Raw genomic sequence first — 14,596 nt, forward strand, 5'->3', positions numbered from 1 at the left:
CCCCCCCCCCCCCCCCCCCCCCCCCCCCCCCCCCCCCCCCCCCCCCCCGCCCCGCCCCCCCCCCCCCCGCGGGGCCCCCCCCCCCCCGTCCGTCCGGGGCCGGCTCCAGGAATGGGCTCCAGGGCTCGGCCAGGTGCCCATCGCGGGTGCTTGATAGGCTCGGTCCGCTCTGCGGGGCGGCCCCACGGGTCGCCTCGTGCCCGCCGGACCCCGAGGATCACATGCAGCACGACGGACAGGCCCTGCCAGGTGTCTCCTACGTCATGCCCGTCCTCAACGAGGTGACCGAGGTCCGCGCCGCGGTGGGCAGTCTGCTCGAGCAGGACTACGCCGGGCCGTTCGAGGTCATCCTGGCCCTCGGCCCGTCGATCGACGGCACGAACGAACTCGTCGCCGAGATGAGCGCGGCCGACCCACGCATCCGTGCGGTCGACAACCCGGTCGGCTCGACGCCCGCCGGTCTCAACGTCGCGATCCGGGCCTCCGAGCACCCGATCGTCGTCCGTGTCGACGCACACAGCGTCCTGCCGCCCGACTACACGCGCATCGCCGTCCGGACCCTGCAGGAGTCGGGCGCCGACAACGTCGGTGGCATCATGCGCGCCGAGGGTCGGACGCCGTTCGAGCAGGCCGTGGCCCTGGCCTACGGCAGCCGCGTCGGCCTGGGCGGGACCCCGCACCACGTCGGTGGGCAGGCGGGCCCGGCCGAGACCGCGTACCTCGGGGTGTTCCGACGCGAGCGCCTGTTCGCCGTCGGGCTCTTCGACGAGGGCATCAAGCGCGGCCAGGACTGGGAGCTCAACCGACGCCTCCGCACCACGGGCGGCACGGTCTGGTTCACGCCGGAGCTCGTCGTCACCTACCGGCCGCGGCCGAGCCTGAAGCGTCTGGTCCGGCAGTTCGTCGCCACCGGCCTCTGGCGCGGTGAGCTGGCACGCCGGTTCCCGGCCGGCAACGGCCTGCGCTACTTCGTCCCACCGCTGATGGTCCTCGCCGTCGCCCTCGGGCTCGTCGCCGGACTCGTCGGTGTCGTCGGGGCGGTCCTCGGTTCGCCGCTCGCGTGGGCGATGACCGGGTTCGCGGTGCCGGCGGTCTACCTGCTCTTCGTCGTCGTCGGTGCCCTCGCGGTGTCGCGGCGATCGGTGCCGGCGACGCGGGCGTGGCTGCTCGTCGTCCTGCCGTGCATCCACGTCGGCTGGGGTGTCGGCTTCATCATCGGGTTCCTGACACGGACCTCCGATCTGACCACGCACACGGGACGGTGACCGACATGGCCGATGACGACCTCGGGAACGGCGGCGGACCGGACCCCCGGGACGGCCGCGGGTTCACCCGACCGACCTCGATCGCCGAACTGCGGGCGGTGGCCCAGCCGGACGAGGTCCGAGCGCGCGCCAACGCCGAGCACTGGACGGCCTCGCTCTACCTGCGCGACGTCTCGCCGTACCTGACGTCGCTGCTGCTGCGCACCCGGGTCAGCGCGAACCAGGTCACCGGCCTGATGATCCTGGTCGGCTGGTCCACCGCGGCCGCCCTCCTGATCCCGGGCATCTGGGGCGCCCTGCTCGCGCTCGTGCTCGGGCAGCTGCAGATGCTCGTCGACTGCTCCGACGGCGAGGTCGCCCGGTGGCGCGGCACCCGCTCGCCGGCCGGCATCTTCCTCGACAAGGTCGGGCACTACACGACCGAGGGACTCATCCCGATCGCGCTCGGCGTCCGGGCGGCGACCTGGCCGATCCACGGAGCCGACTGGATGTGGACGACGATCGGCTGCGCCCTCGGCCTTGTGATCGTGCTCAACAAGGCGCTCAACGACATGGTGCACGTCGCCCGTGCCCACGGCGGCATGGCGAAGCTCGCCGACCGGCGCGACGGGGTCACTGCCCCGTCCGGTGCGCGGCTCGCGACGCTCCGACGCGTCGCCCGCTTCCTGCCCTTCCACCGGCTGTACCACTCGGTCGAACTGACGATCATCACGTTCGTCGTCGCCCTGCTCGCGCTCGTCATCGGCCACCCGCTGGCGGACCGGGTCCTGGTCGGGGCACTCCTGCCGCTCGCCGTGCTGGCGACGGTCGGGCACTTCCTGGCGATCATGTCGTCGAAGCGGGTCCGCGCGTGACGCCCGGCACACGCCGTCGTGGCGCGGTCCCGCACCGGGAGCGTCCCCGCGTCGCCGTCGTCAGCCTGTCGCAGGGCACCCGACCCGACGACCTGCGCCGTGGCCTCGAGAGCGTGCTCGCCCAGCAGGGCGTCGACCTCGACGTGGTCTGCGTCGGCAACGGGTGGCAGCCGATCGGCCTGCCCGACGGCGTCCGGGCGCTCGCGCTGCCGGAGAACCTCGGCATCCCCGCCGGCCGGAACGCCGGCGCCGCCGAGGTCGACGGCGACTACGTCTTCTTCCTCGACGACGACGCCTCGGTGCCGTCGCCGACGTTCCTCCGCGACGCGATCGCCCTGTTCGAGCACGACCCGTCGCTCGGCCTCGTGCAGCCCCGGGTGGTCGACCCCTCCGGTTCGGCCAACCCCCGCCGCTGGGTGCCCCGGATCCGCAAGGGCGACCCGCAGCAGAGCTCACCGGTGTTCTCCGTGTGGGAGGGCGCCGTCGTCCTGCCGATGGACGTCTGGCGCGCGGTCGGCGGCTGGGGAGCCGAGTACTTCTACGCCCACGAGGGCATCGAGCTCGCCTGGCGGGTCTGGGACGCCGGACGTCGGACCTGGTACGCGGGGGAGCTCGTCGCGAACCACCCGGCGATCGACCCGGCACGCCACCGCGAGTACGTCCGCCTGAACGCCCGGAACCGGGTGTGGCTCGCGCGGCGCAACCTGCCCGCCGTCCTCCGGCCGCTCTACGTCGGCAGCTGGGCCACGATCCAGGTGCTGCGCTGGTGGCGGTCGCCGCGGCGGCTCGCGACCTGGTTCGGCGGCATCGCCGAGGGGTGGCGCACCGACTGCGGTCCCGTCCGCGTGATGGGATGGCTCACGATCGGTCGGATGACACTGGCGGGCCGCCCACCCGTCGTCTGAGAGTGTCGAGACGGACGGGAGGCGCGCCTCCCGTCCGCGGCGCACGTCCCGTCCGCACCGCACGACCTGTCCGAACCACTGCCCAGGAGCACAGCATGGCCCTCGTCAAGGACGCCCGAACCGCGATCCGGCTCGCCGGCCGGCTGTGGCGGTCACGCCAGACGCGGTCGCAGCTGGCCCGCCGACTGCCGTCGGTCCCGACGCCCGCGCCGGGCACGATCGAGATCGCGGTCTACTTCGCCGACGGCCCCGTGAACATGTACCAGATCCGCCAGTGGTACGCCCCGCTCGCCGCCCTGGCCGAGCACCGCGGGGTGGCGATCCTGTCCCGCAGCCCCGGCGCGATGCTGGCGCTGGCGGACGAGTCGCCCGTCCCCGTCGTCTACGCCCGCCAGGTCGTCGACCTCGAGCGCTTCGTCACCGAGCAGGCGCCGAAGGTGGTGCTGTACGTCAACCAGAACGCCCGCAACTTCCAGATGATGCGGTACGGGCGGATGTGGCACGTCTTCGTCAACCACGGCGAGAGCGACAAGATGTACATGACGACGAACCAGTTCAAGGCCTACGACACCGCGCTGATCGCCGGGGACGCCGCCCGGGACCGGCTCGCCGAAGCGCTCTGGGACTACGACCTGGACGGCCGGACCATCGCGATCGGCCGACCGCAGGCGGACCACTTCGCCGGGGAGCCGCCGTACCCGGCCGACGGACGCACCGTCGTGCTGTACGCGCCGACCTGGGAGGGCGACCGTGCCGCGGCCGCCTACGGGTCGATCGCCAGCCACGGCACGACCATCGCCGAGCAGGTCCTGGCGTCGCCGCGACACCGGCTGGTCTACCGGCCACACCCCCGCAGCGGGGTGCTCGACCCCGCCTACAAGGCGGCACGCCAGCGGATCGTCGCCGCGATCGAGGCCGCGAACGCCGCCGACCCGTCGGCGCACCACGTGTACGACGACGGGCCGACGCTGGGCTGGCAGCTCGCCGGGGCGGACGTCGCGATCACCGACATCAGCGCGATGATCTACGACCGTCTGGCCGTCGGCAAGCCGCTCATCGTCACCCGTCCGGTGTCACCCGAGGCGGACGTCGACGAGCGCGGCTACCTGGGGGACGCCAACTGGCTGCGGGCGGCGGACGCCGGCGACGTCGTGGCCCGGGTGGACCGGGCCGTGACGGACGCCGACGAACTGGCCCGACTGCGGCACTGGGTGCAGCGGTACTTCGGGGACACCACGCCGGGTGTCGCCACGGCTCGGTTCCACGACGCGATCGACCGGTTGGTCGCCCGCTGGCACGAGGTCGCCCGCGAACGCTCGGCCGACTGACCGTCGGTCCGCGCAGCCCGTCAAGGGGCGAGCCCGGGGCCGGCCAGCGACATCCGCCACAGGAACTCCCCGCGGTCCGGCCGACGCCACCGGACGATGACGACGCCGGTCTCGTCGGCGCCGGCGCCGAACACGGCCAGGGACAGCCCGCGCCCCGGCTCGAGCCGGCGGACGACGAGCGGCGGGGAGTAGCCCGTGCCGAGATGGGTGAGGGAGATCCCGTCGAGGGTCTCGGTGCTGGTGTTGACCAGCTCGTAACGGCGGGGCGCCGCTGATCGGTCGATGGTGAACGGTACCGGGTAGGCGGTGATGGGGTCGCGCATGGGGAGCACGTTAGGGGTGGGGTCCGACGTCGGGGCCCCCGGGGAGCCGTCGGGGGACCGGGGCTGTGGAGCGTGGCCCGGGGGTGCTCGGTTGTGGAGGAGTGGACGTCAGACGCCGTGGTCGGCGTTGTACCGCTCCAGGGCCTCGTCGATCGGCCCGTCGAACAGCAGTCGTCCACCGTCGAGGTACAGCCCGCGGTCGCAGAACCGGCGCAGGTCCTTGTCGCTGTGCGAGACGAAGAACAGCGTCCGACCACCCGCCAGCAGCTCGTCGATCCGCCTGTAGCACTTCTCACGGAACTTCTTGTCGCCGACGGCCAGGACCTCGTCGACGAGGATCACCGGCTCGTCCAGGCGGGAGATCACCGCGAAGGCGATCCGGACCTTCATGCCGCTCGACAGGTGCTTGTACGGGGTGTCGACGAAGTCCGCGATCTCGGCGAACGCGATGATCTCGTCGAAGGCCGCGCGGATCTCCGCTCGGGACATGCCGTGCAGCCCGGCGGTCAGGAAGACGTTGTCGCGCACGGTCAGGTCGCCGACGAAGCCACCGGTGATCTCGATCAGGGGAGCGACGCCGGCGCCCACGTGGACCCGGCCCTCGTCGGGCAGCATCACCTGGGCGACGAGCTTGAGCAGCGTCGACTTGCCCTGGCCGTTCCGGCCCACGACACCGATCGCCTCGCCCGGACGGACGTCGAACGACACGTTCCGGAGTGCCCAGAACTCGTCCGCCTTCCGACGACGCTGACCCCGACCGAAGAGGTCCTTGAAGCTCCGGCTGGCGCGGCGGTTCCGCTTGAACCGGATGCCGGCGTCGGTCACGGAGATGACCGGTGCGGTGGTGCTCGCGGTCGTCACGGGTGCGGTCGAGGCCATCACAGCTCCTTGAGGACGCGGTGCTCGCTGCGGCGGAACACGACGACACCGACGACCAGGACGATGCCCGTGACGACGACCGACGCGAGCACTTCCTTCCAGTCCAGCTGGCTCGGGAAGAACGCCGAGCGGTAGATGCCGAAGATCCCGCTCAGCGGGTTGATCGCGGCGATGTCGTGCAACGCCTTCGGCAGCGCCTGCGTGCCGTAGATGATCGGCGATGCGTAGAACAGGAAGCGCAGGACCAGCTTCACCGCGCGTTCGAGGTCGCGGAAGAACACCACGAGCGGTGCGACGATGAGCCCGAGGCCGTAGACGAGCGTGGCCTGCAGGACGATGGCGAGCGGCCAGAGCACGACCTGCCAGTGCAGGTGCGCCCCGGTGGCGATGACGAACACCGCGAGCACCGGGATGCTCAGCAGGAACTCGATGGCCTTGGACGCGTCGATGCGGGCGACCCAGATGCTGCGCGGGATCGTCGTCGACCGGATCAGCTTGGCTTCCTTGATGAAGGCCCGGGTCGAGTCCGAGACACCGCCGGTGAACCACATCCAGGGCAGCAGCGCCGTCAGCAGGAAGACGATGTACGGCTCTTCGCCCACCTTGCCGCGGTGGAAGACCTGTGTGAAGACGAACCAGTAGATCGCCGACATGACCAGCGGGTCGAGGATCGACCAGAAGTACCCGAGTGCCGAGGTCGAGTACCGCACGCGCAGGTCGCGGACCGTCAGCAGCCAGAGCGCCTGGCGGTACCGTCGCGCGGAGCCACGGGCTGCCGGCGGTGCCGAGGCGAGGCCTGCAGCCGCAGACGGTGGCGTGGTCGTCGGCTGCGTGCGCTCAGGCTGCGCGGTCGGGTGCGCGTCAGTCATGGGTTCCCTCCGGCCGGGACCGCACCGAGGGGCGGCCACCCGGGCCGGTGGTCCGGATCAGGGGATCCTGACCCGTTCAGGCGAACAGGTCGTTCGCGCGCTGCAGGTCCTCGGCGAAGTCGATCTCGACCGCGTACAGGTCGGAGATGTCGATCGGCGTCCAGCGTAGTCCGTCCTCGGCGATGGCAGCCTCGATGCCGCCCTCGAAGTACTCCTGGTCGTCGACCCGGCCGAGCTGGCGGATCAGCGCCTGCTTGTCGGCTGCGGAGACGTGGTTGATGCCCACGGCCTCGCCCAGACCCCCGACGACCTTCTTCGAGAGCTTCGCGATGAAGCCCTCGGCGTCGACGGTGTACTTGACCTCTTCGTCGGAGACCTTCTCGGTGTTCACGCTGACGAACGACCGACCCTCGTCGATCATGTCGGCGGCGCGGACGAGGGCCATCGGGTCGAAGACCACGTCGCCGTTCATCCAGAGGACACCGCTCTTGCCGGTCGCCTTGAGCGCACGGAGCAGGCTCTTCGAGGTGTTCGTGGAGTCGTAGGACTCGTTGTAGACGAAGTTCGCCTCGGGGAACGCCTCGACGATGTACTCCGACTTGTAGCCGACGACGATCGTGACCCGCGCGCTGGACCCGAAGGCGGCGCGGATGTTGTCGAACTGCTGCTGCATGATGGTGCGGCCGTCGCTGAGCTCGGTGAGCGGCTTCGGCAGGCTGCGCCCGAGGCGGCTGCCCATCCCCGCTGCGAGGATGACGATCTGCGTGGTCATGCTGGTCCCTTCCGGTGTCCGCCGCGTCCCGTCCGCCCGGGAGGGTGGAGGTCCGCACTGGAGGACACGTCGAGCGTGTCCTGACGGACACTTCGATACGGCTCCCTGGATACTGCACGCACCGCGTTCGAGTTGGCCGGGAGTCGCGTGATCCGGAGCGACGAACGCCCCGGTCAGCAACCGCTCCGGGAGCGCTGCGGGCAGGTTTCCGAGTGGTGAACACTCCGTCGTGTCCCGGTGAATGATACGGAACCAGGCGGTGTCGGGGTACGGGTCGGACGGCATCGTGTTCAATTCGTGACCCGGTCCGACACGGCTCAGCGAGCGGTCGGAACCGTTGGTACGGTTGGCCTCGTGTCGGCAGGAACAACGGGAAACGACGACGTCTACAGCACGTCGGACGCAGCGTGGACCGTCGACGCGGACGACGACGGCACGACCGTCGCCCAGGGGACGGGCGACGACGACCACGACGACACGGGGGACACGGGTGCGTACGGCGCGCCCGCGGGTGACGACATGACGGACGACAGGACCGGGTCGGAGACCGAGGCAGGGGTGGACGCCCGGCCAGCCGGGTCACCGACGCAGGTGACCGCAGCGACGCAGGCCGGAGCCACGCAGGCCGGGACGGTCAAGCCCCCACGCACGGGGAAGAAGCGGGACAAGCGTTCCGGGCGGGCGACCCGGCCGCAGGGCGCGGCGTCGCGTCCGGGTGACGGCCGCGACGACGCGGACGGCCAGGAGGCCCGGAGCGGCTCCGGCACGCCGGCCCCGTCCACGACGAAGCGGCCCACCGGTCGCCCCAACGTGCCGCAGCAGCCCGTCGTGCTCCGTGCCGACGGCCTGGTCAAGCGGTACGGCCAGACCCTGGCGGTGGACGACGTCGACCTGGAGATCCGGAAGGGCTCGATCTTCGGCGTCGTCGGGCCGAACGGCGCCGGCAAGACGACGACGCTCTCGGTCCTCACTGGCCTCCTGCGTCCGGACGCCGGCACCGTCACCGTGCTCGACCACGACGTCTGGGCCGACCCGACCGCCGCGAAGCGGGCGATGGGGGTGCTGCCGGACCGGCTCCGTCTGTTCGACCGGTTGACCGGCGCGCAGATGCTCTTCTACTCGGCCACGCTCCGCGGCCTGGACGGCAAGACCGCCCGGAGCCGCAGCGCTGACCTGGCCGAGGCGTTAGGCCTCGGCGACGCGCTCGGACGTCCGGTCGCCGACTACTCGATGGGCATGGCTAAGAAGATCGCCCTGGCCGCCACCCTCATCCACTCGCCGCGCGTGCTCGTGCTCGATGAACCGTTCGAGTCCGTCGACCCGGTCAGCGCGACGACCATCACCGACATCCTGCGGCGCTACACCGCGGGTGGCGGCACCGTCGTGCTCTCCAGCCACTCGATGGAGCTCGTCCAGCGCACGTGCGACTCGGTGGCGATCATCGTCGGCGGCAAGGTCCTGGCCGCCGGCACCATGGCGCAGGTCCGCGGCCGTCGCTCCCTCGAGGACAAGTTCGTCGAACTCGCCGGCGGACGCCCCGTCGCAGAGAGCATGGAATGGTTGCACAGCTTTTCCGGCTGAGGGCCGACCTGCTCGCGGGCGAGGTCCGTGGTGGTGCGCGCCGCTCGGTCGCCGTGGTCCTCGGCAGCCTCGTCGCCCTGGTCGCCGTCCTCTGGGCAGCCTCCGTCCTCGGCGGGCTCCGGACCGCCGACCCCCTCGTGGCCCGCAGCGTCGTGGTCCTGGTCGGCACGGCGGTGGCCCTCGGCTGCACACTGATCCCGTTCGCCCTCGGTGTCGCCGACCAGCTCGACCCCCGGCGCTTCACCGCGTTCGGCATCGGGCAGCGTGACCTGGCGGTCGGCCTCGGCCTCGCCGGCCTGCTCGGCATCCCGGTCGTCGCGGTCGCCCTGCTCGCCGTCGCGCAGGTCGTCACCTGGAGCCGCGGTGCCGGTCCGGCCCTGATGGCCGTCGTCGCCGCGGTGCTGGTGCTCGCCACCGCCGCCCTGCTCATCCGGGTCGGCAGCACGCTCGGAGCGCTGGCGTTCGCGGGGCACCGACCCCGAGAGGCCACCTGGCCGGTGGTCCTGGTCGGCATCGCGCTGGTGGTGCCGTCCGTCGCGCTCCTGCTCCGACCCGACTGGCTCGACCTCGCCGCACCTGGGCTCCAGCGGCTCACCGACGTCGCCGGCTGGACACCCTGGGGTGCCGCGTGGGCGGTGCCCGCGGACGCCGCGGCCGGTCACGTCGGCACGGCCGTCGCCCGGCTGCTCGTGGCGCTCGTCGTCGTCGGCCTGCTCGGTCTCGCCTGGTGGGCACTGGTCGGTCGGGTGCTCGTCGCCGTGCCGCGCCCGGAGCGCGTGCACCGGAACCGCACGCTCGGCTGGTTCGACCGGCTCGGCGCGACCCCGTTCGGTGCCGTCGCGGCCCGGGCGCTGACCTACTGGACCCGCGACCCCCGGTACCGTAGCTCGTACCTGATCCTGGTGTTCGTGCCGCTCGTGGTGCTGCCGCTCGGCATCGCCGGGGTGCCGTGGGCGTGGACGGCCCTGGTGCCGCTGCCGCTGATGGCCCTGATCGCCGGGTTCCTGCCGCACAACGACGTCTCGTACGACAACACGGCCGTCTGGCTGCACGTCGCCTCGGGTGCTCCGGGCTGGACCGACCGACTCGGTCGCCTGGTGCCGCTCATCGTCGTCGGCGTCCCGCTGTTCGTCGCCGGAGCCGCCGTGTCGGCCGCGCTGTACGGCGACATGGAGGCGTTCCCGCTGCTCGTCGCGGTCTCCGCCAGCGGTCTGCTCGGCGGGCTCGGCCTGTCGAGCATCGTCTCGGTCGCCCTGCCGTACCCGACCGTCCGACCGGGCGACCACCCGTTCCACCAACCGCAGGCCGCGGGCGCGACGGCGACGTTCGCACAGACCCTGATGGTCGTCGGGACGGTGCTCTGCATGGTGCCCGCCGGGTGGTTCGCGGTGCGCGCGCTCATCGGGGTGGAGCACCCGTCGACGGCGCTCGTCCTCGGCGTCGGGATCGGTTTCGGCGTCGTGGTCCTGGTGATCGGTGTGGCCGTCGGCGGTGCGGTGTTCGACCGACGTGGGCCGGACCTCCTGGCCGCCGCACAGCGGAACTGACGCCCGGGCCGCGTGCGCCCACAGCGTGACCGATCCGCCGACGGACCGGGTCCTGACGACGTACCCTGGTGACATGAGCACGACGGAACCCGGCGGTGGCGGCCTCGACGTGATGGACCGCGAACTCGAGAAGCTCCTGGAAGAGGAGGCGATCGAGCCCGGCGACCACGAGCGCTTCTCGCACTACGTCAAGAAGGACAAGATCCTCGAGTCCGCCCTGACCGGCAAGGCCGTCAAGGCGCTCTGCGGCAAGAAGTGGATCCCCGGGCGCGACCCCGAGAAGTTCCCGGTCTGCCCGGACTGCAAGGCCATCTACGAGAAGATGAAGTCCGAGTGACCCCCGCCGACGCTGCTCACACGAGCAGCGTCGGGATGGCCGGGTCGCCGCGGCCGATGCGCTCGGCGTCCGCCGGCAGCTCCGCCTTGGCCCGCTTGTGGTGCGCCCGGGCGGCTTCGACACCGGCGGGACCGAGGAACGCCGGATCGACCTCCCCGTGCGTGACCACCGGCACGAGCAGGTCCCGCTCGTCCGGGCCGACCGAACCCGAGGTCAGCACGACCTCGGCGGTGGCGATGCCGTTCCGGAGGCGCCGACCCGCTTCCTTCCGACCGCCGACGGAGGCCTTCTCGGCGGACTTCTTCGCCACCGGCACCCACTCGCCCGCGGGGGAGTGGTGCGCGACGAGCTTGAAGACCATTCCGGCGGCGGGGTGGCCCGAGCCGGACACGACCGAGGTGCCGACGCCGTAGGAGTCCACCGGGGCGGCACGGAGAGCGGCGATCGTGTACTCGTCGAGGTCGTTCGTCACGGTGATCTTCGTCGCCGTCGCGCCGAGCCGGTCGAGCTGGGCACGGACCGACGCCACGACGGAGGGCAGGTCGCCGCTGTCGATCCGCACCGCGCCGAGCTTCCCCTCGGTCAGGCGGACGGCCGTCTCGACTGCGGCCTCGATGTCGTACGTGTCCACGAGCAGGGTGGTGCCGCTGCCGAGGGCGTCGAGCTGGGACCGGAACGCGGCTTCCTCCGAGTCGTGCAGCAGCGTGAAGGCGTGCGCCGCGGTGCCCATCGTCGGGATGCCCCAGGTGCGGCCCGCCTCGAGGTTGCTCGTGGCACCGAAGCCCGCGATGTACGCGGCCCGGGCGGCGGCGACGGCGTTCCACTCACCGGTGCGGCGGGACCCCATCTCGGCGAGCGGACGACGGTCGGCCGCGGACACCATGCGTGCCGCGGCGGAGGCGATCGCCGAGTCGGCGTTGAACACGCTGAGCGCCAGGGTCTCGAGCATCACGGCCTCGGCGAAGGTGCCCTCGATCTGCAGCACGGGGGAGTTCGGGAAGAACACCTCGCCTTCGCGGTAGGCGCGGACGTCCCCGGTGAACCGGTAGTCCGCCAGCCAGCGCGCCGTGCCCTCGTCGATGACGCGCCGGTCGCGCAGGAAGCCGATCTCCGCGTCCCCGAACCGGAACTCGGTCAGCTGCGTGAGGAAGCGTCCGAGGCCCGCCGCGACGCCGTAGCGGCGCCCGTCGGGCAGTCGGCGGGCGAACACCTCGAAGACGCAGCGGCGGTCGGCGGTGCCGTCCTTCAGCGCGGCGTCGACCATGGTGAGTTCGTACTGGTCGGTCAGGAGTGCGGTGGTCACGTCTCCGACCCTAACCAGGACCGGCCGCACCGGACCGGATCGTGTCCCGGAACGGTGGACAACGGCGGTGCCGGGGCGATCTGTGGACGGGAGGCCCCGCCACGTCCCGCGGGCGGCGCGCGTCGGTACGCTGGTCACCGTGACGGATGCACCGATCGGAGTCTTCGACAGCGGCGTCGGCGGGCTCACGGTGGCCCGCGCGATCATCGACCAGCTGCCGCGCGAGAGCATCCGCTACGTCGGGGACACCCGCCACTCGCCGTACGGACCGAAGCCGATCGCCGACGTCCGGCGGTACGCGCTCGAGGTCATGGACGACCTGGTCGACCAGGGCGTCAAGGCCCTCGTGATCGCCTGCAACACCGCGAGCTCGGCCGTCCTCCGCGACGCCCGGGAACGCTACGAGCAGGCGTACGGCATCCCCGTCGTCGAGGTCATCCAGCCCGCTGCCCGCGCCGCCGTCAAGCAGACCCGCACCGGCCGGATCGGGGTCATCGGCACGATCGGCACCATCGCGAGCCGCGCGTACGAGGACGCCTTCGCCGTCGCGGCCGACGTCACCCTGACCACCGCCGCGTGCCCCCGCTTCGTCGAGTTCGTCGAGGCCGGTGACACCTCGTCCGCCCAGCTGCGCGAGGTCGCCGCCGGGTACCTCGCACCGGTGCGGGACGCCGGCGTCGACACCCTCGTCCTCGGGTGCACGCACTACCCGCTGATGTCCGCCGCGATCCAGTACGTGATGGGGCCCGACGTCACGCTGGTGTCGAGCGCCGAGGAGACCGCGAACGACGTCTACCGCCGGCTCGTCGAACACGGCCTCGAGCGCACCGGCACCGAACCGCCGAGCTACGCGTTCGAGGCCACCGGCGCCGACGAGGCCGGCTTCGTCCGCCTCGCCCGCCGGTTCCTCGGGCCCGAGGTCGCCTCCGTCGGGCACCTCGAGACCGGCTCCATCACGCTGCCTCGTGGGCGCGACGTGTCGGTGACCAGCAGCACGACCTGACCAGCCGCACGACCTGACCAGCCGCACGACCTGACCCGCCGCACGACCTGACCTGCCCCGACCACCCGCACCGTGCCTCCAGGCCGGACCGAGAGGAACCCATGAACGCCACCGACGGCACCGTCCGCATCGACGGCCGGACCACCACCGACCACCGACCCGTCACCATCGAACGCGGCTGGAGCACCCAGGCCGAGGGCAGCGCGCTCATCTCGTTCGGCAACACGAAGGTGCTCTGCACCGCCTCGTTCACCAACGGCGTCCCGCGCTGGATGGCCGGCAAGGGGACCGGCTGGGTCACCGCCGAGTACTCGATGCTGCCGCGGTCCACCAACGAGCGGATGCAGCGCGAGTCGATCAAGGGCAAGGTCGGCGGGCGCACGCACGAGATCTCCCGACTGATCGGGCGGTCGCTGCGCGCCGTCGTCGACATGAAGGGCCTGGGCGAGAACACCCTCGTGCTCGACTGCGACGTGCTGCAGGCCGACGGCGGCACTCGCACCGCCTCGATCACCGGCGCCTACGTGGCGATGGCCGACGCGATCGAGTGGGGCCGCGAGCGCGGGTTCATCGGCAAGAAGGCGACACCGCTCACCGACAGCGTGCAGGCGATCTCGGTCGGGATCGTCGGCGGCGTGCCGATGCTCGACCTGGCCTACGAGGAGGACAGCCGCGCCGACACCGACATGAACATCGTCACCACCGGGTCCGGCAAGTTCATCGAGGTCCAAGGCACGGCGGAGCACGCACCGTTCGACCGCGACGAGCTGGACGCCCTGCTCGACCTCGGGCTGGCCGGCAACGCCTCGCTCGCGGCCGTGCAGCGCTCGGCGCTGGGACTCGCATGACCGACACCGCCCGCACGGTCGTCCTGGCGACGCACAACCAGGGCAAGGTCGTCGAGCTGCGCGACATCCTCGGTGACGCCCTGGGTGGGGTCGAGCTCGTGGCCTACGACGGGCCCGAGCCGGTCGAGGACGGCGACACCTACGCCGCGAACGCGCTCATCAAGGCGCGGGCCGCGGTCGCCCACACGGGGCTGCCGGCCCTGGCGGACGACTCCGGGATCGCGGTCGACGCCCTCGACGGGGCACCCGGCATCCACTCGGCCCGGTACGCCGGCACCCGGGTGGACGCGGACAACATCGCGCTGCTGCTGCAGAACCTGGACGGTGTCGTCGAGCGGACCGCGGCGTTCGTCTGCGCGGCCGCGTTCGTCACGCCCTCCGGGGTCGAGCACGTGTTCGAGGCGGTCTGGAACGGCGAGGTCCGGACCGAGCCGATCGGGGACGGCGGGCACGGCTACGACCCGGTGTTCCAGCCGGACGACGCCGACCGCTCGGCGGCGCAGCTGACCCGCGCGGAGAAGAACGCGCTGAGCCACCGGTCGAAGGCGTTCCGGGGCATCGCGCCGATCGTCCGCGAGTGGTTCGCGGGCGAGGCGCCGCAGGCCTGAGGCCAGCGCGCGGCGGCGCGGCCGCCCTCCCGCGCTGCGGGCCGGCCGCGGTGCCGATCGGCGTCGCACAACAGGAACCGGCTCGAACCACGGCATGCCGTGGGTCTGTCTGGTTTTAACATCAGTCGCGGCCGGCGAACAGGTAGATGGGGATGTGTCGGTGGGGGGCGTGTA

At 72.1% G+C, this 14,596-nt stretch carries 15 protein-coding genes; 10 read left to right on the top strand and 5 right to left on the bottom strand.

The window, feature by feature from the left end:
- The first annotated feature begins 221 nt into the window (after positions 1 to 221).
- The 4 genes from QCD68_RS14755 (at position 222) to QCD68_RS14770 (ending at position 4,352) form a co-directional block, all read left to right on the top strand.
- Complete coding sequence (locus QCD68_RS14755; protein WP_111075639.1) at positions 222 to 1,265, top strand: glycosyltransferase family 2 protein; 1,044 nt, start codon at positions 222 to 224, stop codon at positions 1,263 to 1,265.
- A 5-nt stretch (positions 1,266 to 1,270) separates the two neighbouring features.
- Positions 1,271 to 2,119: a CDP-alcohol phosphatidyltransferase family protein gene (locus tag QCD68_RS14760; RefSeq protein WP_301223560.1), complete on the top strand. Its 849-nt coding sequence runs from the start codon at positions 1,271 to 1,273 to the stop codon at positions 2,117 to 2,119.
- Positions 2,116 to 3,024, top strand: a complete 909-nt coding sequence (locus QCD68_RS14765; RefSeq protein WP_301223561.1) for a glycosyltransferase family 2 protein — start codon at positions 2,116 to 2,118, stop codon at positions 3,022 to 3,024. Before QCD68_RS14760 ends, QCD68_RS14765 begins: the two co-directional genes overlap by 4 nt.
- Positions 3,025 to 3,119: 95 nt before the next feature.
- Positions 3,120 to 4,352 (top strand): CDP-glycerol glycerophosphotransferase family protein, encoded by a 1,233-nt coding sequence (locus QCD68_RS14770; protein WP_301223562.1) that lies wholly within the window; start codon positions 3,120 to 3,122, stop codon positions 4,350 to 4,352.
- A gap of 20 nt (positions 4,353 to 4,372) precedes the next feature.
- Here QCD68_RS14770 and QCD68_RS14775 read toward each other — a convergent pair whose 3' ends face one another.
- From QCD68_RS14775 to QCD68_RS14790, 4 genes are all read right to left on the bottom strand, one after another.
- The gene (locus QCD68_RS14775; RefSeq protein WP_111075636.1) at positions 4,373 to 4,675 is read right to left on the bottom strand and encodes a hypothetical protein; all 303 of its coding nucleotides are present in this window, start codon (positions 4,673 to 4,675) and stop codon (positions 4,373 to 4,375) included.
- Between the two features lie 108 nt (positions 4,676 to 4,783).
- A complete protein-coding gene (locus QCD68_RS14780) occupies positions 4,784 to 5,554 on the bottom strand; it encodes an ABC transporter ATP-binding protein (RefSeq protein WP_301223563.1) in 771 nt (256 codons plus the stop codon).
- Complete coding sequence (locus QCD68_RS14785; protein WP_301223564.1) at positions 5,554 to 6,423, bottom strand: ABC transporter permease; 870 nt, start codon at positions 6,421 to 6,423, stop codon at positions 5,554 to 5,556. The genes QCD68_RS14780 and QCD68_RS14785 overlap by 1 nt, the downstream gene beginning before the upstream one ends.
- A gap of 76 nt (positions 6,424 to 6,499) precedes the next feature.
- Positions 6,500 to 7,195: an NTP transferase domain-containing protein gene (locus tag QCD68_RS14790; protein WP_111076269.1), complete on the bottom strand. Its 696-nt coding sequence runs from the start codon at positions 7,193 to 7,195 to the stop codon at positions 6,500 to 6,502.
- Positions 7,196 to 7,549: 354 nt separating this feature from the next.
- Here QCD68_RS14790 and QCD68_RS14795 point away from each other — a divergent pair, with 354 nt between their 5' ends.
- From QCD68_RS14795 to QCD68_RS14805, 3 genes are all read left to right on the top strand, one after another.
- A complete protein-coding gene (locus tag QCD68_RS14795) occupies positions 7,550 to 8,776 on the top strand; it encodes an ABC transporter ATP-binding protein (protein ID WP_301223565.1) in 1,227 nt (408 codons plus the stop codon).
- Positions 8,752 to 10,323, top strand: coding sequence for an ABC transporter permease (locus QCD68_RS14800; RefSeq protein ID WP_301223566.1), 1,572 nt, complete (start codon positions 8,752 to 8,754; stop codon positions 10,321 to 10,323). The genes QCD68_RS14795 and QCD68_RS14800 overlap by 25 nt, the downstream gene beginning before the upstream one ends.
- A 73-nt stretch (positions 10,324 to 10,396) precedes the next feature.
- Positions 10,397 to 10,660 (top strand): DUF3039 domain-containing protein, encoded by a 264-nt coding sequence (locus tag QCD68_RS14805; protein WP_110823714.1) that lies wholly within the window; start codon positions 10,397 to 10,399, stop codon positions 10,658 to 10,660.
- Positions 10,661 to 10,676: 16 nt separating this feature from the next.
- Here the strand turns inward: QCD68_RS14805 and QCD68_RS14810 are convergent, their stop codons facing one another.
- Positions 10,677 to 11,963, bottom strand: coding sequence for a nicotinate phosphoribosyltransferase (locus QCD68_RS14810; protein ID WP_221849989.1), 1,287 nt, complete (start codon positions 11,961 to 11,963; stop codon positions 10,677 to 10,679).
- Between the two features lie 139 nt (positions 11,964 to 12,102).
- Between QCD68_RS14810 and murI the strand changes: the two genes are divergently transcribed.
- From murI to rdgB, 3 genes are all read left to right on the top strand, one after another.
- A complete protein-coding gene (gene murI / locus QCD68_RS14815) occupies positions 12,103 to 12,966 on the top strand; it encodes a glutamate racemase (protein ID WP_301223567.1) in 864 nt (287 codons plus the stop codon).
- Between the two features lie 101 nt (positions 12,967 to 13,067).
- Entirely contained in the window at positions 13,068 to 13,814 is a 747-nt protein-coding gene (rph, locus tag QCD68_RS14820; protein ID WP_111076265.1) for a ribonuclease PH, read from the top strand.
- The gene (rdgB, locus tag QCD68_RS14825) at positions 13,811 to 14,422 is read left to right on the top strand and encodes an RdgB/HAM1 family non-canonical purine NTP pyrophosphatase (RefSeq protein ID WP_290158329.1); all 612 of its coding nucleotides are present in this window, start codon (positions 13,811 to 13,813) and stop codon (positions 14,420 to 14,422) included. Before rph ends, rdgB begins: the two co-directional genes overlap by 4 nt.
- The last annotated feature ends 174 nt before the right edge of the window (positions 14,423 to 14,596 follow it).

The sequence above is a fragment of the Curtobacterium sp. PsM8 genome, from assembly GCF_030433875.1.
In the GTDB taxonomy this organism is placed as follows: domain Bacteria; phylum Actinomycetota; class Actinomycetes; order Actinomycetales; family Microbacteriaceae; genus Curtobacterium.